Annotated in this window: 25 protein-coding genes; 8 read left to right on the top strand and 17 right to left on the bottom strand. The window is 63.6% G+C overall.

The genetic code is table 11. From position 1 onward, the window contains the following. Nucleotides 1-5: 5 nt before the first annotated feature. From ABFY71_RS17745 to ugpB, 5 genes are all read right to left on the bottom strand, one after another. Nucleotides 6-749, bottom strand: coding sequence for a glycerophosphoryl diester phosphodiesterase (locus tag ABFY71_RS17745; protein WP_347947218.1), 744 nt, complete (start codon nucleotides 747-749; stop codon nucleotides 6-8). Between the two features lie 46 nt (nucleotides 750-795). Further along, nucleotides 796-1,848: a sn-glycerol-3-phosphate import ATP-binding protein UgpC gene (locus tag ABFY71_RS17740; RefSeq protein ID WP_347947217.1), complete on the bottom strand. Its 1,053-nt coding sequence runs from the start codon at nucleotides 1,846-1,848 to the stop codon at nucleotides 796-798. 3 nt (nucleotides 1,849-1,851) lie between these two features. Further along, on the bottom strand, nucleotides 1,852-2,700 hold the full coding sequence (ugpE, locus tag ABFY71_RS17735) for a sn-glycerol-3-phosphate ABC transporter permease UgpE (RefSeq protein ID WP_347947216.1): 849 nt from the start codon (nucleotides 2,698-2,700) through the stop codon (nucleotides 1,852-1,854). Between the two features lie 11 nt (nucleotides 2,701-2,711). Continuing rightward, nucleotides 2,712-3,596 carry a sn-glycerol-3-phosphate ABC transporter permease UgpA gene (ugpA, locus tag ABFY71_RS17730; RefSeq protein ID WP_347947215.1) on the bottom strand — a complete coding sequence of 295 codons (885 nt, stop codon included), beginning with the start codon at nucleotides 3,594-3,596 and terminating at the stop codon, nucleotides 2,712-2,714. A gap of 89 nt (nucleotides 3,597-3,685) precedes the next feature. After that, nucleotides 3,686-5,011 (bottom strand): sn-glycerol-3-phosphate ABC transporter substrate-binding protein UgpB, encoded by a 1,326-nt coding sequence (gene ugpB / locus ABFY71_RS17725; protein ID WP_347947214.1) that lies wholly within the window; start codon nucleotides 5,009-5,011, stop codon nucleotides 3,686-3,688. 471 nt (nucleotides 5,012-5,482) lie between these two features. On the opposite strand from ugpB, the gene ABFY71_RS17720 reads away from it, so the two are divergent. Genes ABFY71_RS17720 through ABFY71_RS17705 form a run of 4 tightly spaced genes read left to right on the top strand, consistent with a single transcriptional unit; the run spans nucleotide 5,483 to nucleotide 10,140 of the window. Beyond that, a complete protein-coding gene (locus tag ABFY71_RS17720) occupies nucleotides 5,483-7,006 on the top strand; it encodes an OpgD/OpgG family glucan biosynthesis protein (RefSeq protein WP_347947213.1) in 1,524 nt (507 codons plus the stop codon). Further along, nucleotides 7,003-7,140 carry a hypothetical protein gene (locus ABFY71_RS17715; protein ID WP_305581116.1) on the top strand — a complete coding sequence of 46 codons (138 nt, stop codon included), beginning with the start codon at nucleotides 7,003-7,005 and terminating at the stop codon, nucleotides 7,138-7,140. The genes ABFY71_RS17720 and ABFY71_RS17715 overlap by 4 nt, the downstream gene beginning before the upstream one ends. Beyond that, entirely contained in the window at nucleotides 7,137-8,921 is a 1,785-nt protein-coding gene (gene mdoH / locus ABFY71_RS17710; RefSeq protein ID WP_347947212.1) for a glucans biosynthesis glucosyltransferase MdoH, read from the top strand. Before ABFY71_RS17715 ends, mdoH begins: the two co-directional genes overlap by 4 nt. Next, nucleotides 8,908-10,140, top strand: coding sequence for an OpgC family protein (locus ABFY71_RS17705; protein ID WP_347947211.1), 1,233 nt, complete (start codon nucleotides 8,908-8,910; stop codon nucleotides 10,138-10,140). Before mdoH ends, ABFY71_RS17705 begins: the two co-directional genes overlap by 14 nt. Nucleotides 10,141-10,178: 38 nt before the next feature. On the opposite strand, the gene ABFY71_RS17700 is transcribed toward ABFY71_RS17705, so the two are convergent. Continuing rightward, complete coding sequence (locus tag ABFY71_RS17700; RefSeq protein WP_347947210.1) at nucleotides 10,179-11,573, bottom strand: L-serine ammonia-lyase; 1,395 nt, start codon at nucleotides 11,571-11,573, stop codon at nucleotides 10,179-10,181. 146 nt (nucleotides 11,574-11,719) lie between these two features. On the opposite strand from ABFY71_RS17700, the gene ABFY71_RS17695 reads away from it, so the two are divergent. After that, nucleotides 11,720-12,325 carry an alpha/beta hydrolase gene (locus ABFY71_RS17695; protein WP_347947209.1) on the top strand — a complete coding sequence of 202 codons (606 nt, stop codon included), beginning with the start codon at nucleotides 11,720-11,722 and terminating at the stop codon, nucleotides 12,323-12,325. A 3-nt stretch (nucleotides 12,326-12,328) separates the two neighbouring features. Here the strand turns inward: ABFY71_RS17695 and ABFY71_RS17690 are convergent, their stop codons facing one another. After that, a complete protein-coding gene (locus ABFY71_RS17690; RefSeq protein WP_347947208.1) occupies nucleotides 12,329-12,775 on the bottom strand; it encodes a hypothetical protein in 447 nt (148 codons plus the stop codon). 177 nt (nucleotides 12,776-12,952) lie between these two features. Between ABFY71_RS17690 and ABFY71_RS17685 the strand changes: the two genes are divergently transcribed. Beyond that, nucleotides 12,953-13,159 (top strand): hypothetical protein, encoded by a 207-nt coding sequence (locus ABFY71_RS17685; RefSeq protein WP_347947207.1) that lies wholly within the window; start codon nucleotides 12,953-12,955, stop codon nucleotides 13,157-13,159. 5 nt (nucleotides 13,160-13,164) lie between these two features. On the opposite strand, the gene ABFY71_RS17680 is transcribed toward ABFY71_RS17685, so the two are convergent. Beyond that, complete coding sequence (locus ABFY71_RS17680) at nucleotides 13,165-13,461, bottom strand: GNAT family N-acetyltransferase (protein ID WP_305580488.1); 297 nt, start codon at nucleotides 13,459-13,461, stop codon at nucleotides 13,165-13,167. 161 nt (nucleotides 13,462-13,622) lie between these two features. Between ABFY71_RS17680 and ABFY71_RS17675 the strand changes: the two genes are divergently transcribed. Continuing rightward, nucleotides 13,623-14,009 carry a RidA family protein gene (locus ABFY71_RS17675; RefSeq protein ID WP_347947226.1) on the top strand — a complete coding sequence of 129 codons (387 nt, stop codon included), beginning with the start codon at nucleotides 13,623-13,625 and terminating at the stop codon, nucleotides 14,007-14,009. Here the strand turns inward: ABFY71_RS17675 and ABFY71_RS17670 are convergent. The 3 genes from ABFY71_RS17670 to ABFY71_RS17660 form a co-directional block, all read right to left on the bottom strand. Next, entirely contained in the window at nucleotides 14,006-14,857 is an 852-nt protein-coding gene (locus ABFY71_RS17670; protein WP_347947206.1) for a fumarylacetoacetate hydrolase family protein, read from the bottom strand. The genes ABFY71_RS17675 and ABFY71_RS17670 overlap by 4 nt on opposite strands. Nucleotides 14,858-14,949: 92 nt before the next feature. Next, the gene (locus tag ABFY71_RS17665; RefSeq protein ID WP_347947205.1) at nucleotides 14,950-15,384 is read right to left on the bottom strand and encodes an RbsD/FucU family protein; all 435 of its coding nucleotides are present in this window, start codon (nucleotides 15,382-15,384) and stop codon (nucleotides 14,950-14,952) included. 11 nt (nucleotides 15,385-15,395) lie between these two features. Beyond that, nucleotides 15,396-16,145 carry a GntR family transcriptional regulator gene (locus ABFY71_RS17660; RefSeq protein ID WP_347947204.1) on the bottom strand — a complete coding sequence of 250 codons (750 nt, stop codon included), beginning with the start codon at nucleotides 16,143-16,145 and terminating at the stop codon, nucleotides 15,396-15,398. Nucleotides 16,146-16,269: 124 nt separating this feature from the next. Between ABFY71_RS17660 and ABFY71_RS17655 the strand changes: the two genes are divergently transcribed. Continuing rightward, entirely contained in the window at nucleotides 16,270-17,820 is a 1,551-nt protein-coding gene (locus tag ABFY71_RS17655) for a UxaA family hydrolase (protein ID WP_347947203.1), read from the top strand. 59 nt (nucleotides 17,821-17,879) lie between these two features. Here the strand turns inward: ABFY71_RS17655 and ABFY71_RS17650 are convergent, their stop codons facing one another. The 6 genes from ABFY71_RS17650 to ABFY71_RS17625 all read right to left on the bottom strand — a co-directional run bounded on the left by ABFY71_RS17650 (nucleotide 17,880) and on the right by ABFY71_RS17625 (nucleotide 22,215). Next, nucleotides 17,880-18,530, bottom strand: a complete 651-nt coding sequence (locus tag ABFY71_RS17650; protein WP_347947202.1) for a class I SAM-dependent methyltransferase — start codon at nucleotides 18,528-18,530, stop codon at nucleotides 17,880-17,882. Nucleotides 18,531-18,535: 5 nt separating this feature from the next. Then, nucleotides 18,536-19,618 carry a sensor histidine kinase gene (locus ABFY71_RS17645; protein WP_347947201.1) on the bottom strand — a complete coding sequence of 361 codons (1,083 nt, stop codon included), beginning with the start codon at nucleotides 19,616-19,618 and terminating at the stop codon, nucleotides 18,536-18,538. 71 nt (nucleotides 19,619-19,689) lie between these two features. Further along, nucleotides 19,690-20,604 carry an SMP-30/gluconolactonase/LRE family protein gene (locus tag ABFY71_RS17640; protein ID WP_347947200.1) on the bottom strand — a complete coding sequence of 305 codons (915 nt, stop codon included), beginning with the start codon at nucleotides 20,602-20,604 and terminating at the stop codon, nucleotides 19,690-19,692. A 126-nt stretch (nucleotides 20,605-20,730) separates the two neighbouring features. Next, entirely contained in the window at nucleotides 20,731-21,702 is a 972-nt protein-coding gene (locus ABFY71_RS17635) for a hypothetical protein (protein ID WP_347947199.1), read from the bottom strand. A gap of 67 nt (nucleotides 21,703-21,769) precedes the next feature. Beyond that, complete coding sequence (locus tag ABFY71_RS17630; RefSeq protein WP_347947198.1) at nucleotides 21,770-21,937, bottom strand: LuxR C-terminal-related transcriptional regulator; 168 nt, start codon at nucleotides 21,935-21,937, stop codon at nucleotides 21,770-21,772. Beyond that, complete coding sequence (locus tag ABFY71_RS17625) at nucleotides 21,922-22,215, bottom strand: helix-turn-helix domain-containing protein (RefSeq protein WP_347947197.1); 294 nt, start codon at nucleotides 22,213-22,215, stop codon at nucleotides 21,922-21,924. The genes ABFY71_RS17630 and ABFY71_RS17625 overlap by 16 nt, the downstream gene beginning before the upstream one ends. Nucleotides 22,216-22,494: the final 279 nt, after the last annotated feature.

The raw sequence follows: 22,494 nt of genomic DNA, 5'->3' as shown, positions 1-22,494 counted from the left end.
GCCTGCTACCCCAGAAAGAGTTTTGGGTTGTCGGTAATGACCCCGGTCAGGCCGGCGTCCCAGAATGAACCGAGCTCGGCCGGATTGTTGCTCGTCCAGGCGCGCACCTTGATGCCGCTTTGGCGGGCCTGCTCCAGAAAGCCGATGCTGAGCGCCTTGTAGTTGAGGTGGATGGTGCGCGCCGGAATGGCGGCCAGCCGGGCCTGCCAGTCCGCCGGCAGTTCGGACCACAGCATGGCCAGTTCCAGATCGGGTTCGCGCGCATGCATGGCCTTGAGGGCGTCGGGATCGAAGCTCGAGATCATCACCGGCACGTCCTTGTGCTGGCTGATGTCACGCTGCACCGCGTCCACCAGCTGGTCGAGCGAGCGGTGGTGCGGATGCTGCTTGATTTCGATATTGGCGCCGAGGCCGAGCTCGCCCAGCACGGCCATGACCTGGCTCAGCGTCGGCAGGCGCTCGCCGGCAAAGCGGGGGTCAAACCAGGCGCCGGCGTCGAGCGTTTCCAGGTCGGCGCGCCGCAATGTCGCCAGCTTGCCGGTGCCCGAGGTGGTGCGATCGACGCTGTCGTCGTGGATGACCACCAGCGTTTCATCGGCCAGCAGGGCCACGTCCAGCTCCACCCAGCGCGCGCCCTGCTCGGCTGCGGCCCGGAACGCGGCCAGGGTATTTTCCGGGGCTACGGCGGAGGCGCCGCGGTGGGCCTGTACTTCGTCGCGGGTGGGGCCCGTTTTTGTGTTGGCTGTCATGAATGGTCTTTATGCTGGGCCGGCAAGGGCGTTGCGGCGATGGATGCTAGGCTGTTGCGGGGTCGTCGGTTCGCCGTCCGGTCGCCGAATTGAAGGGATGGAGGTCGGCGGGGCGGGCGAAGATGGTCAGCGCGGCACCCTCGTCAACATGGGGGCGCCCCTGGATGCTGAGCACCATGGACTGGTTCGAGCCCGTCAGCTTGACGTGAAGGTGGCTTTCGCCGCCGATCGGCTCGAGCAGTTCGGCTATGGCCTCGATCATCACGCTCGGGCCCTCGGGGCGCTCCAGCAGCAGCGCATCAGGCCGGATGCCGACAATGTCGGTGTTGGGCGGCAGGGCCGAAAAGTCGGCGCCGGAAAAGGCCGATAGCGGCACCAGATTCATGGGCGGAGAGCCGATAAACCCGGCGACGAACAGCGTTGCAGGCCGGTCATAGACATCGGTGGGTGTGCCGATCTGTTCCACCAGTCCGCCATTCATCACCACCAGCCGGTCGGCCAGGGTCATGGCCTCAAGCTGGTCGTGCGTCACATAGAGGCTGGTGGTCTTGAGACGGCGCTGCAGTTTGCGGATTTCGACGCGCATCTGCACGCGCAGCTTGGCATCCAGATTGGACAGCGGCTCATCGAACAGGAAGGCAGCCGGTTCGCGCACAATGGCGCGGCCCATCGCAACCCGTTGGCGCTGGCCGCCGGAAAGCTGGCGCGGCTTGCGATCGAGCAATGGCCCGATCTCGAGGATGTCGGCGGCTTCCTGAACCCGGCGATCAATCTCGGCACGCGGCGTGCCACGGTTCTTCAGGCCATATTCGAGGTTTCCGCGCACTGTCATATGCGGGTAGAGCGCGTAGTTCTGGAACACCATGGCGATGTCGCGCTCGGCCGGCTCGGCCTTGACCACGTCGCGGCCAGCGATCTCGATGCGGCCGGAGGTGACCGATTCCAGCCCGGCCACCATGCGCAGCAGGGTGGATTTGCCGCAGCCGGAGGGCCCGACGAGAACGATGAGTTCGCCGTCTTCGACCGAGAGATTGATGCCCTTGACTGCAGGCACGGGGCCGTAATTTTTCTGCAGGTCGACGATATTGATCGTGGCCATGGCTTATTTCTCCGTTTCGACCAGGCCCTTGACGAACAGGCGCTGCATGAAAATGACGACAAGGACGGGGGGCAGCATGGCCAGCATCACGGCGGCCATGACGAAGTTCCATTGCGGCTCGGAATCGGCGGTTGCCGCCAGCCGTTTGATGCCCATCACGATGGTGTAGTAGCGGCTGTCGGTGGTCACCAGCAGTGGCCACAGATACTGCACCCAGCCATAGATGAATAGGATGACGAACAGCGCCGCGATATTGGTGCGGCTGAGCGGCAGCAGGATATCGCGGAAGAACTTCATCGCCCCGGCGCCGTCGACGCGGGCCGCTTCCATCAGTTCATCGGGCACGGTGAGGAAGAACTGGCGGAACAGGAAGGTCGCGGTTGCCGAGGCAATCAGCGGGATGATCAGGCCGGGATAGGAGTTCAGCATGCCCAGATCCGCCACCACCTTGAAGGTGGGGATGATACGCACCTCGACCGGCAGCATCAGCGTGATGAAGATGATCCAGAAGGCCACCATGCGGAACGGGAAGCGGAAGAACACGATGGCATAGGCCGACAGGATCGAGATGATGATCTTGCCCACGGCAATGGAGATGGCCATCACCAGCGAGTTCAGCAGCATGATCCACAGCGGTGGCGCGCCGGCGCTGGAAATGCCCTCATTGAGCATGAAGCTGTAGTTCTCGATCAGGTGCGGGCCGGGCAGCAGGGGCACCAGGCCGCGCATGAAGTCGCCGCTGCCATGGGTCGAGGCGACGAAGGCCAGGTAGACCGGGAACACCACGATAACGACGCCGACGATCAGCACGAGATGGGTGAGGAAGGCCAGGACGGGTCGGTTTTCAATCATTTCGGCGCTCCCTAATACTGAATTCGCCGCTCGACATAGCGGAACTGGATGGCGGTGAGAGCGATGACGATGATCATCAGGATCACCGACTGGGCTGAGGACGAACCGATGTTCAGCCCCAGGAAACCGTCGGTATAGACCTTGTAGACCAGGATGTTGGTGGCCTGGGCCGGACCGCCCTGGGTGGTGGCGTCGATGATGCCGAAGGTGTCGAACATGGCGTAGTTGATGTTGACGATCAGCAGGAAGAAGGTGGTTGGCGCCAGCAGCGGGAAGACGATGGTCCAGAACCGCTTGAACGGCCCGGCGCCATCAATGGCGGCCGCCTCGATCTGGGATTGCGGCACCGACTGCAGTCCGGCGACAAAGAACAGGAAATTGTAGGAAATCTGTTTCCAGCTGGCTGCCATGACCACGAAAATCATGGCCTGGTTGCCGTCGACCCGGTGGTTCCAGTCGATACCCATACCGCGCAGCAGATAGGGCGCGATACCGATGGTGGGGTTGAACATGAACCACCACAAAATGCCCACGACGACCGGCGCCACGGCATAGGGCCAGACCAGCAAGGTGGTATAGGCCCGGTTGCTGCGCAGCACCCGGTTCACCGCAACCGCCAGGATCAGCGACAGCGACATCGATAGCGCCGTCACGCTGAAGGCAAACACTGCGGTCTTGCCGAGCGAGCCGACATACATCGGGTCGATGAGCAGCCGGCGATAATTCTCGAACCACACAAAAGTGGTCTTGAAGCCAAACGGGTCTTCCCGTTCGAACGAGGATTTCAGTGCCTGGACAGCGGGCCAGATAAAGAAGATCAGGGTTACGGCAAGCTGTGGGACAAGCAGCCAATAGGGCAGGAATTTATTGGGGAAAGTGGTTCGCTTGGCCTGCATGCTCCGCCTCGTAACTGACTGCGCTCATGCGCAGAGACAATGGCGCTCCACCCTCGGTGAAAGGGTGGAGCGAGTTTGGGCCGGAGGGCCTACTGGTTGGCGGCTTCGAAGTCGCGCAGGATCTGATTGCCGCGCTCGACGGCGGAATCAAGCGCTTCCTGGGCAGTCTTGGAGCCGGCCAGCATGGCTTCGAACTCTTCATCCACCACGTTGCGGGCCTGGGTCAGATTGCCAAAGCGAACGCCCTTGGAATTGGCCGTCGGCGTGCCGCGGGTGATCTGCTGGATGGCGACGTCCGAACCCGGGTTCTGGGCATAGTAGTCCTGCGACTGGCCCAGTTCGTAGGCGGCATTGGTGATCGGCAGGTAGCCGGTGAACTGATGCCAGCCAGCCTGGATCTCAGGCTCGCTGAGATAGGTGAAGAACTGGGCAACGCCCTTGTAGACTTCAGGATCCTTTCCGTTGAGCGCCCACAGCGTCGCGCCGCCGATGATCGAGTTCTTCGGCTCGGTGATCTCGTCGTCATAGTAAGGCAGGGGGGCGAAGCCGACTTCGAATTCCTTGGAGTTGGCGATGACGCCAGCGCGGCCTGCCGAGGAGTTCATGAAGATGGCGCATTCCTGCGCGTAGAATTTGGGAGCCGAGTCGGCGCCGCCAACCGGGCCACCATACTGGAACAGGCCTTCGTCAGCCCATTTCTTCAGATTGTCCCAGTGCTTGACCTGTACCGGGCCGTTGAAGGTGAATTCGGTGGCGAGACCGCCAAAGCCGTTATCCAGGGTGCCGAAGGGCTGGTCATGGATGGCTGACAGGTTCTCGGTCTGGATCCAGGTGATCCAGGCGCTGCTGAGACCGCAGGGGGCGGCGCCCGATTCCACGATCTGCCGGCTCATGGTCTCGAGTTCGGCCCAGGTCTTGGGCGGCGTTTCACGGTCGAGGCCAGCCTTTTCGAACAGGTCCTTGTTATAATACATGATGGGCGTTGAGGAGTTGAACGGCATCGACAGAATGTTGCCGTCGACGTCAGAATAATAGCCGGTCACTGGCGCGAGGAAGCCAGATGGATCCCACGGCTCGCCATTGTCGGCCATCAACTGGTAAACCGGATAGACGGCGCCCTTGGCGGCCATCATGGTGCCGGTGCCCACTTCGAACACCTGCACGATGGCGGGCTGTTCGTTGGCACGGAACGCGGCGATGGCAGCGGTCAGCGTCTCGGGATAGGTACCCTTGTAGGTCGGAATGACCTTGAATTCAGACTGGCTCTCGTTGAAGCCGGTCGCGATTTCCTGAAGCTTCTCGCCCAGCTGGGCGTCCATGGCGTGCCACCAGGCGATCTCGGTCTGGGCAAAAGCCGGCGTCGCCGCCAGCATGGCGGTCAGCCCGACGGACAGGCACAAAACTTTCTTGGACATGCTCACTCCCTTGTTATTGTGCTGGGACTTGCGCGTCCCAAGCTTGGCGCTATTTGACAGCATCGAATTTTCCTTTGCAAACAGGAAATGTTCATATGAACATTCATGGAGCCGCGACCGCACCGTTCCGGTCTGACGCGGCCTTTTAAATCAGGTATTTAGCAGTTTTATGACAGTGCGTTCGTATTGCCGGGCCTGTGCACAATCGAGCTAGTTGTTCGGCTCATTTGAACATTTCCGTGCGCGTCGCCGGTCCGCCTGATCGCCGTCTCGGGGTGCTGGCACCGGTCCATGCGTCCGGCGCATGGGTTGCATGCAACAACTTTTTCACCGCAGTGACGTTCCAAGCCCTACCGAAGCACCGCTACCGCGTATTGGTGGTTATAGAGTAGGTTCTAAGTGCCACGTCCCCTGCACACTTCCCGTCGCCGCCGCCAGCTCCTGCAAGCGCTGGGAGCCTCGCTGCTGCTAATGTCGAGCACAGCCCTGACCTTCCCCGTGATGGCACAGGAACCGGGGGCTTCGGCTTTCGACTTTGACAGCTTCAGCGCGCGGATGCAGGACCTTGCCACCACGGCTTTCGAGCCGTTGAGTGCCCTTGTCCCCGAGCCCCTGCACAATCTCGACTATGACGCCTATCGCCGGATTCAGTATCGCCCGGATTCCAGCAAATGGGCCGATGATGGACACGGCTACCGCCTGCAGGCGTTTCACCTCGGCTGGCTCTATACCGAGCCGGTCAAGGTGTTCGAGATCGATGCGGGCGTGGCCCGCCTGGTGGCTTTTGGCACATCTGATTTTCAGTATCATGACAGTGTCGTGGAGGAAGGCGTTCTGGCCGATGCTTTCCCCGGCGTGGCCGGGCTCCGGGTCAATTACCCGCTCAACAACCCGCAGGGCTATGATGAGCTGGTGTCTTTTCTGGGCGCGAGCTATTTCCGCTCGCTTGGCCGGGACAATATCTATGGCCTGAGTGCCCGTGGCCTGGTGGTCAATTCCTGGGTCAATCTGCCCGAAGAGTTTCCGCGCTTTTCCGAGTTCTATGTGGAACGGCCGCAGCAAGGCGGTGCGTTGACCATTTATGCCGCGCTCGACAGCCAGAGCGTCACCGGCGCCTATCGCTTTGTCATTACCCCGGCCAGCGATGCCGATCAGGAAACCACGATGGACGTGACGGCGCGGCTGTATTTCCGCAGCGATGTCGCCGAAATTGGCATCGCGCCGCTGACCTCGATGTTCCTTTATGCCGAGGCCAATCGTGGCGATTTTGATGACTACCGGCCGCAGGTCCACGACAGCAACGGGCTGTTGCTGGAGCGCGAAAGCGGCGAGGTGATGTGGCGCGCGCTCAACAATTCCACAACCCTGGGCAATTCCTATCTGTGGGAGAACAATCCCAGGGCCTTCGGGCTCTATCAGCGCGGCCGCGACTTCGAGAGCTATCAGGATGCGGGCGCCCATTATGAGCGCCGGCCCTCGCTGCGGGTCGAGCCTGTGGGCGCCTGGGGCCAGGGCATGGTCCGCCTCATCGAAATTCCAGCCCGACTTGAGGCCGACGACAATATTGTGGCGTTCTGGGTTCCGGCCGAGCCGGCACAGGCGGGGCAGTCGCGCGAGTTCGCCTATCGGCTGCGCTGGGGCAATCTTGATCCGGACCCCAAGGCCAGCACGGCCTTTGTCGCCGAGACGCGCTCTGGCGTGGGCGGCGTCTCGGGGGTGGAGAATGCGGAAAATCTTCGCAAGTTCGTGGTCGATTTCAGCGGCGGTGAATTGCAGGACTTTGCGGACGGCACGCCGATCGACATTCTGGCCAGTGTCAGCGGTGGCGTGCTGCGCAATTCGGTGCTGTCGCGCGTTCCGGCCAATGGCGCCTGGCGCCTGGTGCTGGACGTGGAGACCGAGGGCGGCGCGCTCCTGGAGCTGAAGGCCTATCTGGTTGGTTTGGGGCGGAAGTTGACCGAAACCTGGCTTTACCAGTGGAGGCCCGCAGCATGAACTATCCAGCAGAATTCAACTTCGCCAGTGCCCTGCCGGACGCGCCGCTGCATATGCCCAAACAGCAATTGCAGCACCGCAGGTCATTGCCGCGCGCCATCATCGATACGCTTCTGGCGTTCACCGGTCGGTGATTGAGACGAATCCGGCCATGCATGGTGCAGCGTTTTTTCGGTTGACCGCCCTGCTGGGTACCATTGTGCTCAGCGGGGTCGGCAGCTACCTGTTCTTGCGGTTCTCGGGTGAGGGCGGCATCAGCGCGCTCGACCTGTTGCGCACGGCTCTGATCGCCATTAGCGGCTTCTGGCTGGTCTGGGGCAGCGTGGTCGCCATTCTGGGCGTGTTCACCCCGGTGGCAACGGCCAGGCCGTCGGCGGCGCCCCTCAAAGGCCGCACCGCTGTGCTGGTGCCGGTCTACAATGAAGACGCCATGGCGACCTTTGCGCGCATTGCCGCGATGAATGCCAGCGTGATTGCCGAAGGCCTGGCTGACCATTTCCATTTCATGGTGCTGTCGGACTCGCAATCCACGGCCTGCGTCGCCCAGGAGGCGGTGTGGTTCGAGCGCCTGCTCGCCGAGCCGCACAGTGCCGGGCGCATCTTTTACCGCCGGCGCGAGCGCAATATCGGGCGCAAGGCCGGCAATGTCGAGGATTTCATCGCGCGCTCGGGCGCGGCCTATGACTATGCGGTGATCCTTGACGCCGACAGCCTGATGGAAGGCGCGACCATGGCCGCCATGGTGCGGCGCATGGATGAGGACCCCGGTCTGGGCCTGCTGCAGACCGTGCCCTACATCATCAATGCCCAGACGCTGTTCGGTCGCTCCATCCAGTTTGCCGCGGCCTATCTGTCGCCGACCTTTGCGCGCGGTGCTGCGCTGATGCAGGGGCGCGACGGTCCCTATTGGGGACACAATGCCATTGTCCGCATCAGCGCCTTTGCGTCCAGCTGCGGGCTGCCCGAGCTTTCGGGCGCACCGCCCTTTGGTGGTCACATCCTCAGCCACGACTATGTCGAAGCCGCGCTGCTGTCGCGGGCCGGCTGGAAGGTCGAGGTCGATCCGTGCCTGGCCGGGTCCTATGAGGAGGGGCCCGAAAACGTCATCGAATATGCCAAGCGCGATCGCCGCTGGTGTCAGGGCAATCTGCAGCACGCCCGGCTGCTGGCGGCGCCGGGGCTGACATGGTGGAGCCGGTTCACCTTTGTGCGCGGCATCATGGCCTATCTGGCTTCCCCGCTCTGGCTGTTGCTGCTGGTCAGCAGCATCGTGGCCGCCATCTTTCCCGATATGCCCGTGGTCCTGTCCGGCCTCGGCCCGCCGCCCGTGCCCTTCTGGACGCTGGGTCTGGCCGTGGTCCTGACGCTGGTGCTGCCCAAGCTGCTGATCGTGGCGCGCGGCCTTGTCGACGGGCGCAATCGGCGGTTCGGCGGCACGCCGGTGGCCCTGCTGTCGGTGCTCGGCGAAATCGTGCTGTCGACGGTTCTGGCGCCCACCATGCTGCTGCTGCAGACGCGCGCCGTGTGCCAGGTGCTGCTGGGCATTGATGGCGGTTGGCCGCCCACGCGGCGGGGCCAGAACAGTGTGAGCATCGCGGATGGGTTCCGGGCCAGTTGGTGGATCGTGGCGCTGGCGACGCTGGCGCTTGCCAGCACGCTGGTTTTTGCGCCTGCCGCCGCAATCTGGCTGGCGCCGGCCACGCTGCCGGCCATGGCGGCGCCAGTGTTGATTGCGGCGACCTCGCGACCCAGGCGCCGATCGTCCACGCTGTTCCAGACAGCAATCGACGTGACCCCGGCATCGATCGTGGTGGCGCATGCGACAATCCTGGCCGCCTGGGCCGGCCCGATGAGCGCCGCCGACACTGCTGCGGCCATGGCCGACAGGAAGGCGCCGCGTCATGTCTCAGCCTAGCGTCACCCGCACCGCCCGCATGGCAGCGGAAATGCCGGCACCAGACGCCAGCCCCGTGGCCGCCCGCCAGCAACTGGTGTCGCCGGCGCAGCGCGACCCGCGGCTCGACATGTTCCGCGGCATCGCCCTGGTGATGATTTTCATCAACCACGTGCCGGGCACCCTCTACGAGAGCTTCACCAACCGGAATTTCGGCTTTTCCGATGCCGCTGAGGCCTTTGTCTTCATGTCGGGCATGGCGGCCGGGCTCGCCTATTCCAATGGCTTCCGTCAGGGCAGTCTATGGCGCGCCATTGCCAGGGTCTGGGCCCGGGCGCGGCAGCTCTACTTCGTGCACATCACCATCACCATGCTGTGCCTGGGCATGTTTGCCGCCGCAGCCCTGTGGTTCGACCTGCCCGAGGTGATGCTCAAGAACAATGTGTCGCCCATTTACGGGCAGCCGCTGAGCACGCTGATCGGCATTCCGCTGCTGACCCATCAACTGGGCTACCTCAATATTCTGCCGCTCTACACCGCGCTCCTGTTGGCGACGCCGCTCCTGCTGATGGTTGGGGTGCGCCGCCCCTGGCTGCTGTTGGGCCTGTCGGTTGCCGTCTGGGCGGCGGCGGGACAGTTCCGCCTCAATTTTCCCAGTTTCCCCGCTTCCGGCGGCTGGTTCTTCAACCCGCTATCGTGGCAGCTCCTCTACATTATCGGTTTGCTCTCGGGCGTCGCCATGAAGTCTGGCAAGGCCTTCATTCCCTACGCTCCCGGCCTGTTCGGGCTGGCCGCTGGCTTTGTGGTGCTGGTGTTGTTCTGGATCAAGATCCCGGCTCTGGGCAGTGTGGGGCGCGACGGCCTGGCCTGGTTTGCCGATCATGGCGCGCCGTTTTACCTCACCTGGTTCGACAAGACCTTCCTGGCGCTGCCGCGTCTGCTGCATGCGCTGGCGCTGTTCTACGTCTTTGGCCACCTGCCGGTCATGGGCGCCATTGCGGCCATGCCGGTCGCGGCGCCGTTTCGGCAGCTGGGGCGACAGAGCCTTGCAGTGTTTGCTGCGGGCACGGTGATCAGCATGTTCCTGCAGGTGGTAAAGACCACGCGCCAGCCCGAACCCCTGTTCGACGGCATGATCCTGGGCGGCGGATTGCTGGTGCTGCTGGCGCTGGCCTGGATATTGAACGCCACGGCGCAGCTCAAGGCTGCCAGGCCCGCGGACCTGCCGGCCGGCCAATAGGCGACCGCCACCATTGCCCGCGCCGGTCGTCACGCACTTCAGCAGGCCACCACATTGACCGCCAGGCCGGCCAGGCTGGTTTCCTTGTAGCGGTCGCTCATGTCGAGGCCGGTCTGGCGCATGGTTTCGATGCAGGCGTCGAGGGGAACGCGGTGGGTGCCGTCGCCCTTGAGCGCCAGCGAGGCAGCGGTGACGGCCTTGACGGCGCCAAAGGCATTGCGCTCGATGCAGGGGATCTGCACCAGGCCGGCCACCGGGTCGCAGGTCATCCCCAGATGGTGTTCCAGGGCGATTTCGGCGGCGTTTTCGACCTGTTCGGGTGTGCCGCCCATAATGGCGCAAAGCCCGGCGGCGGCCATGGCCGAGGCCGAGCCGACTTCGCCCTGACAGCCCACTTCGGCGCCGGAAATCGAGGCATTATGCTTGATGATGCCGCCAATGGCGGCGGCGGTCAGCAGATAGTCGCGGATCGTCTGCGGCGTGGCGGCCGCATTGAACTTGATGAAGTAGCGCATCACGGCCGGGATGACGCCGGCTGCGCCATTGGTGGGGGCGGTGACCACCCGGCCGCCGCCGGCGTTTTCCTCATTGACCGCCATAGCGTAGAGGCTGAGCCAGTCATTGGCCATTAGCGGGGTGATTTCATTGCGCTGCCATTGCGGCTCAAGCTGCTCGAAAATCGCCTTGGCGCGTCGCTTGACGTTCAGCCCGCCCGGCAGGATGCCGGACTGGGCAATGCCGCGGTCAATGCAGGCATTCATCACGCCCCAGACCTCGTCAATGCCGCGATCCAGCGCCACCTGGCTGGTGGTGGCCAGTTCATTGGCGCGCTTCATGGCGGCGATCGACAGGCCCGAGGCGGCCGCCATGGCCAGCATGTCCCTGGCGTGGGCGAAGGGGAATGGCACATCGGCCTGGGCCGGGGAGGCGTGCTTGAGCGCTTCGAGTTCCTCGGCGCTGACGACGAAGCCGCCGCCAATGGAAAAATAGGCGCGGCGCAGCAGCAATTGTCCGTCGGTGTCAAAGGCGGCAAATTGCAGGCCATTGGGGTGACCGGGCAGGGCGGTGCGCTTGTCGAACAGCAGATCGAGCGCCGGACGGAAGCGGTAGGGCCCGTGGCCGGGCGGGTGCACCATGCCGCTGGCCTCCACATCCGCCACCAGCGCGTCCATGGCGTCGGGATCGACTGTCTTGGGGTCCTGGCCGCACAGGCCCAGCGTGACGGCGCGGCCACTGCCATGGCCGATGCCGGTAAAGGCCAGCGAGCCATGCAGGCTGGCCGTCAGTGCGGCGGGGCGCGCATTGGCGGCGCGCGGCCAGTCACCAGTGGCCAGTTCATCGAGAAAGCGCTGGGCGGCCGTCATCGGACCCATGGTGTGGGAGCTGGAGGGGCCAATGCCGATTTTGAACACGTCGAAGATGGATAGGAACATGGCCGCCATAGTGGCAGAGCCGCGTGGCGACGCAAGCCGCACCGCACCGTTCTGCTTTGTGCAACAGTGTGTGGCCGCATTGGCGATTGTGCCGGACGGCGCCGGCGCCGATATGGAGGGCAAGGTTTATCACGGGAGATTTGGTCATGGCCGACTATCACTATCGCGAAGCCAAGGGCGCGGATCCGACGGCGCCGCTGTTCTTCGTGTTCCACGGCACGGGTGGCGACGAAGACCAGTTCTTTGACCTGGCCGGCCAGTTGCTGGTGGGCGCGCGCATTATCGCCGTGCGCGGCGATGTCAGCGAAGGCGGCGCGCTACGCTATTTCCGGCGGACCGGCGAGGGCGTCTATGACATGGCGGACCTGGCGCAGCGGACCGCGCAGATGCAGGGTTTTATCCAGGCCCGCAGGGCCGAAAGTGCGCCCTCGGCGGTGGTTGGGCTGGGCTATTCCAACGGCGCCAATATTCTGGCGTCGGTGCAGTTTGCCGCACCGGCGCTGTTTGACGCCAGCGTGCTGATGCATCCGCTGATCCCGTTCACCCCGCCAGCGGCCGATTTTGCCGGGCGCCGGGTGTTGATCACTGCCGGGCGGCACGACCCGATCTGTCCGGCGCCGCTCACCCAGGGACTGGCTGATTATTTCAGTGCGCACGGGGCGCAGACAGCACAGTTCTGGCATCAGGGCGGGCACGAATTGCGGCAGGAAGAGTTGCGCGCAACCCAGGATTTCCTGGCCGCCCTGGGCTGATATCTAGACCAGGCCGTGATCCTTCATCGCCTGGTCTTCGTCCGGGGTGACATAGGCAAAGACCTTGGCGCTGCCATCGGCAATGGTGACGAAATAGAAATTGGTGAAGGTCACCTGGCCTGCCTTGCCCTCTTTGTTCACATAGTCGAACTGCCAGTCGACATCGGCCACGGCATGGAGGCGATCGAGTTCGATCACCTGGATGCCCTTGATGGTCATGTGCTTGCCGCCCACAGCGCGGTAATGGGCAAAGCCCTTGGGTATCATGTCGCGGAATCCGCCGTCATTGGCGCCGCCCATGACCCCGCGGGGGCTGGATTCGACGAAATAGGAGGCGAAGGCGTTGACGACGCCATCCACGTCTTCCTTGGGGGGATCTTGCAGCGCGTCGTCGCTACGCTTGCCATAGGCGTCGAACAGGGCGCGAACCTTGGTTTCGAGCGGGCTCATGGATATCCTCCTTGTTTGCAGGCATAACTGCCGCCTGTGCCGGCTTTCAGCCCGGACACAAGACCAAGTCTATCCCTAGTCCAATTATCGGCAAAGTGATGGCGGGCGACCGTTGACCTTCGGGCCCGGCCCTGCCAGCGTCGCCTGGTTGAGGGCGGCCGCGCACAAGGGATGGGGATGCAGTTCAAGGTCACCTATGCGCGCTATTGGAAGGACCGGCGGCGGCTCGAATTTACCGCGTCCGGCGAGCGCAATGGCTGCGTCTTTACCGTGGTGACCGAGGTCACCTGCCTCAAGGAGCCGGTGACCCCCGAGCATGTGCATCTGGTCGCGCTGGCGCGGCTGACCGAGATCTTTCGGTTGCGGAGTGCCTCGGGGCGGTAGGTCGATCAGGCCTTGATATCGGACCAGTTGGCATGCCGGCGGAACTGGTTGACCACATAGGAGCAGACCGGGGTGATCTTGAACCGGTTCTTGCGGGCGTCATCCACCGCGTATTCGACCAGCGTGGCGGCCACGCCGCGGCCCTCGAATTCGCGCGGTACGCCGGTGTGATCAATGATGATGTTGCCATTGTCGGTCTTGCGATAGGTCATCTCCGCCTCGGCGGTGGGCGAGAGCTTGATGACATAACGGCCGGAAGTGGCGCCATCTTCGCGTTCGACGGTCATTTCATTGTCGTTCATGGCGGCGGCTCCTGATTGGTACGCAGATATGAGGCTGTCGGCGGCGCGGTGCAAGTCGCTTCGGTGGGTGGCGGCGCTATTACCCCGCGCTGGCAGTGCCGCAGGGGCCGCCCGGGCGTTGCGGCCCGGGCCTAATGCTGTAAGGTTGCACCATGAACTCTTTGTTACATCACATGATTGCCTCCGGGCCTCGCCCGGTGGCGCCGTTCTCCCATGCTGTGGAAGCTGATGGCTGGGTGTTTGTCACCGGCCAGATGCCGACCGATCCGGCAGCGCCCGATGCCGAGCTGCCCATTGGCATTGTCGCCCAGACCACCAGGGTAATGGACAATCTCAAACTGGTGCTGGACGGGATTGGCCTGGGGCTGGAGCACGTCACCATGGCGCGCATCTATCTGACCCAGTTCGACCGAGATTATGATGGTCTCAATGCGCTGTGGCCGAGCTTTTTCGAGCCAGGCAAATTGCCAGCGCGCACGACCATCGGGGTCACGGCGCTGGCGGTGGGTGCATTGGTCGAGATCGACCTGATCGCCAGGAGGCCCTAGGCCGACCAGGCCTTCACGTTCTGCTGCTGCTCGCCGAGACCGGCAATGCCCAGGCGCATCACATTGCCCGGCTTGAGCCAGACCGGGTTCGGCTTGATGCCCATGCCGACGCCCGGCGGGGTGCCGGTGGTGATGATGTCGCCGGGCTGCAGGCTCATGAACTGGCTGACATAGCTGACCAGATGGGCCACCCCGAACACCATGGTCCTGGTTGAGCCGTCCTGGTAGCGGTGGCCGTCAACATCAAGCCACATGCCCAGATCCTGCGGGTCGGCGACCTCGTCGCGCGTCACCAGCCAGGGGCCGATGGGCCCGAAGGTGTCGGCCGACTTGCCCTTGACCCACTGGCCGCCGCGCTCGGTCTGGAAGTGGCGCTCGGAGAGGTCGTTGACCACGCAATAGCCGGCGACATGGTCGAGGGCGTTGGCCTCCTCGACATAACGTGCTTCGGTGCCGATGATGACGCCGAGTTCGACTTCCCAGTCGGGCTTGATCGAATTCTTGGGGATGATCACATCGTCATTGGGGCCGATGATGGCGCTGGTGGCCTTCATGAACAGGATCGGCTCCTTGGGAATATCGGCGCCGGTTTCGGCAGCATGGTCGGCATAGTTGAGGCCAATGCAGATGAACTTGCCGACATTGGCGACGCAGGGGGCGATGCGCTGATCGGCGTCCAGCTTGGGCAGGCTGTTGAGATCGGTGGCGCGGATCTTGGCCAGGCCCTGGTCGGACAGCGCCGTGCCGCCAATGTCGTCGACAATGCCCGTCAGATCACGGATGGAGCCGTCCTCGGCCAGGATGGCGGGCTTTTCTGCGCCCTTGGCGCCAATGCGAAGCAGTTTCATGGATTGGGTCCTTATGCTGTTGGCGAGGCCATAGCCTCTAACATGTTAGGGTGTCGAGGCCGGTTTGGGGCCAATCGGTTCGGTTTGGGCAATCAGCCGTCGGGGCGGATGACGCCCTTTTTGAGAATGATGTTGCCATAAAGGCGCCGCTCGCCGCTCTGGACGATGGCGTAACCCTGTTTGACGCGCGCATAGAAGTCGAAACGCTCGATCGAGCTGATCGTCCTGCCGGGCTCATGCTGCTGCACAATGGCCTCGAAGGCGTCGACCACGGCCTCGCGCTTGGTGGGGTCACCCACGGTCTGCATGACGATGGCGGCCTCATCGACAAAGTCATCGAGCGGCAGCAGCGTCAGCACCGCATCGAGGATATCGGTGGCGCTGATGCCGTCAAGGCGCACCAGAACGGGCCCGGCGGCGTCAGCGGGATAGTTGGCGTCGACGATGGCGATTTCATCGCCATGCCCCATGGCGCGCAGGATGGCCAGCAGGTCGGGGCCCAGCAGGGGCGGAATATTCTTGAGCATCGGGGGCCTCCTCAGCCGAATGGAAAACTGTCGCTGTCGCTGCCCAGGCTGGGGCCATCGGCGAACAGTGCGGGGTGTTCGCGGGCAAAGGCGAACAGCTCCACCATCACCGCGTCAATATGGGCGCGAATGGCGGCGATGGCCTGCTCCTTGTCGCTGGCCAGAATGCCATCGAGGATGGCCTGGTGCTCGGCAATGGTGATGTTGAGACGGCGGGGCGTGACGATCAGCCAGCGGGCCCGATCGAGATTGGCGCGGGCCGAATCGATGATGTTCTTGATCTTGGTGAATTCCATGGCGCGGTAGATGATGTCGTGGAATTCGATGTCGATGGTGTGGAAGGCCTCGGCGTCGTCGCTGTCGGCGGCGAGGCGCTGGGCTGCCATATTGGCGTGCAGCGCCTCGATCAGGCCGGGGTCATGGCGGCCGATGAAGACGCGCAGCGCCTCGCTTTCGAGCCCCTTGCGGATCAGCATGTATTCGCGGACATCGGCGATGCGCACCAGCGACACGGTCGAGCCGCGCTGGGGCGCAATGTCGACCAGGCCCTCGGTCTGCAGGCGCGCCAGCGCCTCGCTCACCGGAAAGCGGGAGACGCCCAATTGCTCGCAGACCAGGGTCTTGTCGATGGGGCTGCCGGGGGGCAGGGCCAGCGACACGATGGCCTGGCGCAAGGCCGTGGTGACCTCGGTGGTCACATTGCCCCTGGTCAGTGCGGTGGGTGCGGTCAGAAAAGAATAGGGACTTGCTGGCGTTTTCATGCTAACATGTTAGTTAGAGAAGAGGTGCTTTACAACGCCCATCGCTGCGGATTGCCGGCGCAATCTGGCGGTTTATGGCGGCGAGGTAAAGCGTAGTTGAGACCCGACACCTGAAAGCACATCCATGTCCGAGACGATGACCCGTTCCCAGCCCCGTACGCTGGTGCTGCATGCTGCCGACAATATTGCGGTGGCCCTGGCCAATCTCGAGGTGGGCAGTGCCACGCCGCAGGGCCCGGTCATCGTGCGGCGCGTGCCCAAGGGGCACAAATTCGCCCTGAGGCCCATCGGCCAGGGCGAGGCGATCCTCAAATTCGGGCAGATTATCGGCTTTGCCAAGGAGGCCATCGTGCCCGGCGACTGGGTGCATGAGCATAATTGCGGCATGGGTGGCGCCGATGGCAGCCTGACCCATGACTATGCCTTTGGCGAAGGGGTGGTGCCGCCCGAAATGCTGGCGGTCGCCGACCGCGCCACCTTTGAGGGCTATCGCCGCGCCAATGGCAGCGTGGGCACGCGCAATTATGTCGGTATTCTCACCTCGGTGAACTGCTCGGCCACGGTGGCCAAGTTCATTGCCGAAGGCATCAACCGCTCGGGTATTCTGGACGACTATCCCGAAATCGACGGCGTGGTGCCGTTTGTGCATGGCACGGGCTGCGGCATGGAAAGCCGGGGCGAAGGCTTTGACATTCTCAAGCGCACGCAGTGGGGCTATACCTCCAATCCCAATCTGGGCGCGGCCATGCTGGTGGGGCTGGGCTGCGAGGTGTTTCAGATCGGCCGCATGAAGGAAATTTACGGCATTGTCGAAAGCGACACCTTCCAGACCATGACCATTCAGGAGAGCGGCGGCACCCGCAAGATCATCGAATGGGGCATTGAGCGGATCAAGGAAATGCTGCCGGTGGCCGCCCGCGCCCGGCGGCAAACCGTCGATGCATCCGAACTCACCCTGGCGCTGCAATGCGGTGGCTCGGACGGCTATTCGGGCATCACCGCCAATCCGGCGCTGGGCTATGCCGCCGACATCCTGGTGCGCAATGGCGGCACCGCCATTCTGAGCGAAACCCCGGAAATCTATGGCGCCGAGCATCTGCTGACCCGCCGCGCCCTGTCGCGCGAGGTGGGCGAAAAGCTGATCGAGCGCATTCACTGGTGGGAAGACTACACCGCCCGCAACCATGGCGAGATGAACAATAATCCCTCCCCGGGCAACAAGCTGGGCGGGCTGACGACAATTCTGGAAAAGTCGCTGGGCGCCACCGCCAAGGGCGGCTCCACGCCGCTGACGGCGGTCTATGAATATGCCGAAAAGGTCACCGAGAAGGGCTTTGTGTTCATGGACACGCCCGGCTTTGATCCGGTCTCGGCGACCGGACAGGTGGCCGGCGGCGCCAATGTGCTGGCCTTCACCACCGGGCGCGGCTCGGCCTATGGCTGCAAGCCGGTGCCCTCGATCAAGCTGGCGACCAATTCGGACATGTATGCGCGCATGTCCGAGGACATGGACATCAATTGCGGCGATATCGTCGAGGGCGTGTCGATTGAGGACAAGGGCCGCGAAATCTTCGAGGTCATCCTCAAGACCGCCTCGGGTGCGCCCACCAAGTCGGAATCGCTGGGCTATGGCGACAATGAATTCGTGCCCTGGCAGGTCGGGGCGACGATGTAACTGCCGGTCGCCATGCCTGTCCGCTGAGGCCGCGCCCGCGCCCCCCTGCGGGCTCGGCGTCAGGTCTGCGGGGGAAGCAGCCGATAGACCGACCCCCGCCGCTCCGTCTTGTCCCGGGCGTCGCCGACATCGCCCACCGCGTAGGATACCACCAGCTCGAGCTGGTCGCGCGGCAGGTCGCGGCGATCGGGGTCGCCGATCAGCACCGCAATGCCTGCGGCCTGGCAGCGGCGCAGATAGGGCAGCATCACTGCGCCGACCTGAGAATTGTAGAACACGTCACCGGCCGCGATCAGCGCTACCCCCGCAGGCGGCGGGTCGGCCAGATCGATGTCGACCAGCTCGATGACAACGCCATTGGCCGCCGCATTCAGGCCAATGGCGACCCTGCCATAGGCGTCGATTTCGGCGGCGAATACCCTTGCCCCCGCGCGGGCCGCGGCAATCCCCACCAGGCCCGAGCCCGCACCCAGATCGAGCACGCTCTTGCCCGCAACCAGTTCTGGCTGGCTGCAAAAGTGCTGCGCCAGCGCCAGGCCACCGGCCCAGGCATAGGCCCAGTAGGGCGCTGGTGGATCGGGGTCGTCACCCTCTGCCAGGCGCGACAGGCGGCTGCCCGCATGGGCGGTGTAGAGCTGAATCTCGGGCAGCAATGGCACCGGCTCCAGGCGCAGACTGTGCTCGATGAAGTCGGCGATCGGGCCGGGCATGGGGGTCAGGCTGGTTCGGGCTCGGCATTGGCCCGAGCAAAGAAGATCGAGACCATCAGACCGGCGCCCGGGGTCGATTCGACGGTCACCTTGGCCTTGGCGTTCTGGCCGAGCGAATGGACAATAAGCGCGCTGAGCTTGCCGGGGCGGGGCCAGACGGCGTCGTCCTGCAGGCCCACGCCGTCGTCCGAGACGGTGACGCGGCATCCGGTGTCGTCCACCAGCGAATGCAGGCTTATGGTGCCGCCCTCGCGGCCGACAAAGGCATATTTGAGCGCGTTGATCATCAACTCGTTGACCACAAGGCCGGTGGGCATGGCGACATTGACCGAGACCGGCCAGGCATCTACGCGCAGATTGAGGCGAATGCCCTCCACGGCATGGGCGGCCATGACCGCCGAGGCAACCTGGCTGAGATAGACCCCCAGATCGACACTTTCGGACTGTCCATCCTCCGAGAGCGCCTGATAGAGCAGCGCCAGCGAACTGATCCGGCCGGCCAGTCGCTGGAAAGCCTGGCTGCTGGTGTCGTCGGGCATGTTGCGCGCTTCGAGCCGGATCAGCGCGGTAATCATCTGCAGATTGTTCTTCACCCGGTGCTGCAGTTCGCGCAACAGCGTGTCTTTTTCCTGGATCTGGGACTTGAGGTCGCCCTCGGCCGGGGGGGTCGCGGACTGGACCAGCGCCAGCAGCCGGAAGGCGGCTTCGCCGGCCTCGTTCTGAATAATGGTAGACCAGGCGTCGACCGTGATCTCGCCCTCTTCAGGCTGGATCAGAAACGTGCCGATATAGTCGTCCCGCAGGGCGACGGCCTGGCTCAGGGGCTCGCCATTGTCGCGGGCCACGGCGCTGGGAGGGAGCACCGTCCAGGGCTTGCCCTGCAACTGATCGGCGGTCGTGCCCAGCAGGCGCTCGAACTCGTTATTGGCATAGGCCAGCCGCTCCTGGGGGTGCAGTTCTGCCACCGCAATGCCAAATGGCACATGGTCGAGAAACTGTTTGAAGCGGTCGCTTTCCAGCGCGTCGGCCAGATTGGGTGTGTCGAGAAATTCCTCGACCGAAGCCGTCTCATCATCTTTGGTGGTCAATGCGGAATTCCGGTTTTTAGACAGCCCCCGCTGACCATAGCAGGTTGGCGCGCGCTCCGACAGACCACGGTTCACGGCGCCTGCAGCCCGGTCGCGCTCACATAGGTGGCCATCACATATTGACTGCAGGTGATGAAGAGCCGGTTCCGCTTCGGCCCGCCAAAGGTAACATTGCTGGTCTTGGCGCCGGTCTTGATCCGCCCGAGCAGCGCACCGGCGGGATCATAGACATTCACGCCCAGCCCGGCGCTGGTCCACACATTGCCCTCGGTATCGAGCCGGAAGCCGTCTGGCAGGCCGGAATCGATATCGGCAAAGACCGTCGGATTGGTCAATCTTGAGCCGCTGACATCGAACTGGCGGATATGGGTCGGCCAATCCGGGTCGTGGCTCTGGCCGGTATCGGAGACGTAAAGCACGGATTCGTCGGGCGAGAAGGCAAGGCCATTGGGCTTGGCGAAGTCGTCGGCCACCACGGTCAGCGACGCATCGGCCGGATCAAAGCGATAGACGAAACAGCCCGCCTGCTCCTGCTCGGACTTGTAGCCCTCATAGTCGGAGAGAATGCCGTAGGGCGGGTCGGTGAACCAGATGGTGCCATCGGACTTGACCACCACGTCATTGGGCGAATTGAGGCGTTTGCCCTGATGGCGATCGACCAGGGTCGTCACGGTGCCGTCCCATTCGGTGCGCAGCACGGCGCGGGCGCCGTGTGAGCAGGAGACCAGCCGCCCCTGGCGGTCGCGGGTATTGCCGTTGACGTAGTTGGATGGCGTGCGGAAGCTGGTGACGCCGAGTTCGGGCACCCATTTGAGCATGCGATTGTTGGGAATGTCGCTCCAGACCAGGAAATTGCCATCGCCGAACCAGACCGGCCCCTCGGCCCAGCGGCAGCCGTCATAGAGCACTTCAAGCGCGGCAATGCCGATGGTCAGGTCATAGAATTTCTTGTCGATGAATTCGAGCGCGTCGCCGCCAGTGGCCATGATGTCTCTCCCACAGGCCGCATTTGGCGCCAAACCGGCTGCGCTGGCAAGGTGTGGTCCGGGCATCGTGCCGCTACGAAAAGGCCCCCGGTTCGATCCGGGGGCCCGTGCCGTGCGAGAACCCATCTAGACCCTGGCGGTCAGTTGCGAGGGCGCAAAGCTCCAGGATTCGCCCTGGAGATCGGAGGTGGAGTCGGCGACGGCGAGATTGAGTGCTGCGTTGACGGCAGCATCGAAGTTGGGCGTGTGCAGGGCCGCATCGGAGGATGTGGGTCCGGCAAAAGTCACCTTGAGCGAGAACGAGCCGGCACTGGTGGTCACTTCCGTCGGGTGCAGATTGCCGGCGAACTTGTCGATGAAGCTCTTGAGCAGGTAGGTCGCGGCCGCCGTGGTGAGCGCATATTTGAACGCCACCAGTACCGCCACGATCACATCGCCCGCCTGGATGGCGGTGACCAGTGCCGGATCGGTGCTGGCCAGCGGGCCGGCCTGCCACAGGCCCGCCTTGTTGTAGCTGATGGTCATTGCATCGGTGCCGGCGAAGGTGACCAGGCCGGGATTGCTGACATTGTGCGCGATGATGGTGCCGGTCTGCTGGAAGTTGTCGAACCAGACCTGGTATTCCTCGATCGGGGTCAGCGTGGCGGAGCCGACATCCATGCCGCTGTTGATGTTGACGAAGATCGGATTGCCCGATGCGTCGTTGAGGATCTCATGCGGATTGCCGGCCAGGGAATTGTTGACGATCAGCGCACCCGCCGTGCCATTGTTGGCCGGGGCTCCGAAGGTGCCATTGGCGTCGAGCGATACGGTCTGTCCGACATTCATCACCACGGCCTTGCCCGAGGAGGTGAAGGTCACCGAGCCCTGCACGATTGGTTGATTGGTGTAGTTCACCTGGTAGGACGGCAGGGCGATGTTGAAGATGTTGTTGTACTGATAGCTTGGCTTGCTCACCGTTGCCACCGGTCCCATTGATTGCCAGATGACGGTGAAGACCCCGTTCACCTTTTTTGCCAGGTAGAGACTGTATTGGTTGTTTTTCTGGGCCACCAGTTGGTCCTGGTCAATCTGCACGATGATTGTGTTGCTTGCCATGATGCTTTCCTCTCCTGCAGCTTTATTGCCGCCAGAGCAGCGTGCACCTGTCTGATGGCGGCTGGAATCACTCCGATGGGGTATTGATCTCGGTCATGGCCAGCAGCAGGCCGCTCAGTTCGGCTATCGAATGCACCTGCAGCAGCGCGAAGATCGCGCGCCGGTGCGTGCGGACGGTTAGGGGGCTGATACCGGCGAGACGGGCAATCTGCTTGCTGGTCAGGCCGCGCGCCACATGCTCGGCAATCTGTTGCTGGCGCGCACTGAGACTGGCCCAGTTTGCGGCAAACGGCGGTCGCGACCCGGGTCCGGCGCATGCGCCGCAGCATAGGCAGCGAGCTGGGCGGCACTGGACAACCCCAGCTTGCCCAGCATGTTGGAGCGGTGCTTGCGGACGGTAAAATAGGCAATGTCCAGGCTCAGGGCGATCTGGCGGCTGTCATGGCCGCGGGCAATCAGGGCGAGGACTTCCCGCTCCCGCGGGGTCAAGCTGACGACATCCCCGCTGGTCATCCGCCCCTCCGCCCCCGCTCCCAGCCGGCGCTGCAGCCTATGCTTTGGTTGTGACGGAAAAAACTTGGTACGATTACATAGCGGTATTGCGCCAGCACGGCGGGATGGACGCCCCGGGTGCTGCGCTATCCCCGGGCCAAGGCCGCGGCAAACCGCTTCCCCGCCTGCCCGATTGCGCCGCCTGACAAACTTGTCCCCACCTCTCCTGGTGACCCCCATACTGCTGCCCATCACCCCGCATGGGCGGCCTGCAGGCGAACAGTGGCGGGGTGAGCCGGG

The sequence above is a fragment of the Devosia alba genome, from assembly GCF_039938915.1.
Lineage (GTDB): Bacteria > Pseudomonadota > Alphaproteobacteria > Rhizobiales > Devosiaceae > Devosia > Devosia alba.
This window is presented reverse-complemented; position numbering and strand designations above follow the sequence as displayed.

Coding starts and splice junctions, on each gene's coding strand:
- ABFY71_RS17695 (WP_347947209.1), top strand. CDS start 11,720: ATGGCCGACTATCACTATCGCGAAGCCAAGGGCGCGGATCCGACGGCG.
- ABFY71_RS17655 (WP_347947203.1), top strand. CDS start 16,270: ATGTCCGAGACGATGACCCGTTCCCAGCCCCGTACGCTGGTGCTGCAT.
- ugpE (WP_347947216.1), bottom strand. CDS start 2,700: ATGATTGAAAACCGACCCGTCCTGGCCTTCCTCACCCATCTCGTGCTG.
- ABFY71_RS17665 (WP_347947205.1), bottom strand. CDS start 15,384: ATGCTCAAGAATATTCCGCCCCTGCTGGGCCCCGACCTGCTGGCCATC.
- ABFY71_RS17650 (WP_347947202.1), bottom strand. CDS start 18,530: ATGCCCGGCCCGATCGCCGACTTCATCGAGCACAGTCTGCGCCTGGAG.
- ABFY71_RS17745 (WP_347947218.1), bottom strand. CDS start 749: ATGACAGCCAACACAAAAACGGGCCCCACCCGCGACGAAGTACAGGCC.
- ABFY71_RS17660 (WP_347947204.1), bottom strand. CDS start 16,145: ATGAAAACGCCAGCAAGTCCCTATTCTTTTCTGACCGCACCCACCGCA.
- ABFY71_RS17690 (WP_347947208.1), bottom strand. CDS start 12,775: ATGAGCCCGCTCGAAACCAAGGTTCGCGCCCTGTTCGACGCCTATGGC.
- ABFY71_RS17700 (WP_347947210.1), bottom strand. CDS start 11,573: ATGTTCCTATCCATCTTCGACGTGTTCAAAATCGGCATTGGCCCCTCC.
- ABFY71_RS17670 (WP_347947206.1), bottom strand. CDS start 14,857: ATGAAACTGCTTCGCATTGGCGCCAAGGGCGCAGAAAAGCCCGCCATC.
- ABFY71_RS17740 (WP_347947217.1), bottom strand. CDS start 1,848: ATGGCCACGATCAATATCGTCGACCTGCAGAAAAATTACGGCCCCGTG.
- ABFY71_RS17640 (WP_347947200.1), bottom strand. CDS start 20,604: ATGGCCACTGGCGGCGACGCGCTCGAATTCATCGACAAGAAATTCTAT.
- ABFY71_RS17715 (WP_305581116.1), top strand. CDS start 7,003: ATGAACTATCCAGCAGAATTCAACTTCGCCAGTGCCCTGCCGGACGCG.
- ABFY71_RS17705 (WP_347947211.1), top strand. CDS start 8,908: ATGTCTCAGCCTAGCGTCACCCGCACCGCCCGCATGGCAGCGGAAATG.
- ABFY71_RS17625 (WP_347947197.1), bottom strand. CDS start 22,215: ATGACCAGCGGGGATGTCGTCAGCTTGACCCCGCGGGAGCGGGAAGTC.
- ugpB (WP_347947214.1), bottom strand. CDS start 5,011: ATGTCCAAGAAAGTTTTGTGCCTGTCCGTCGGGCTGACCGCCATGCTG.
- ABFY71_RS17635 (WP_347947199.1), bottom strand. CDS start 21,702: ATGGCAAGCAACACAATCATCGTGCAGATTGACCAGGACCAACTGGTG.
- ABFY71_RS17685 (WP_347947207.1), top strand. CDS start 12,953: ATGCAGTTCAAGGTCACCTATGCGCGCTATTGGAAGGACCGGCGGCGG.
- ugpA (WP_347947215.1), bottom strand. CDS start 3,596: ATGCAGGCCAAGCGAACCACTTTCCCCAATAAATTCCTGCCCTATTGG.
- ABFY71_RS17720 (WP_347947213.1), top strand. CDS start 5,483: ATGTCGAGCACAGCCCTGACCTTCCCCGTGATGGCACAGGAACCGGGG.
- ABFY71_RS17680 (WP_305580488.1), bottom strand. CDS start 13,461: ATGAACGACAATGAAATGACCGTCGAACGCGAAGATGGCGCCACTTCC.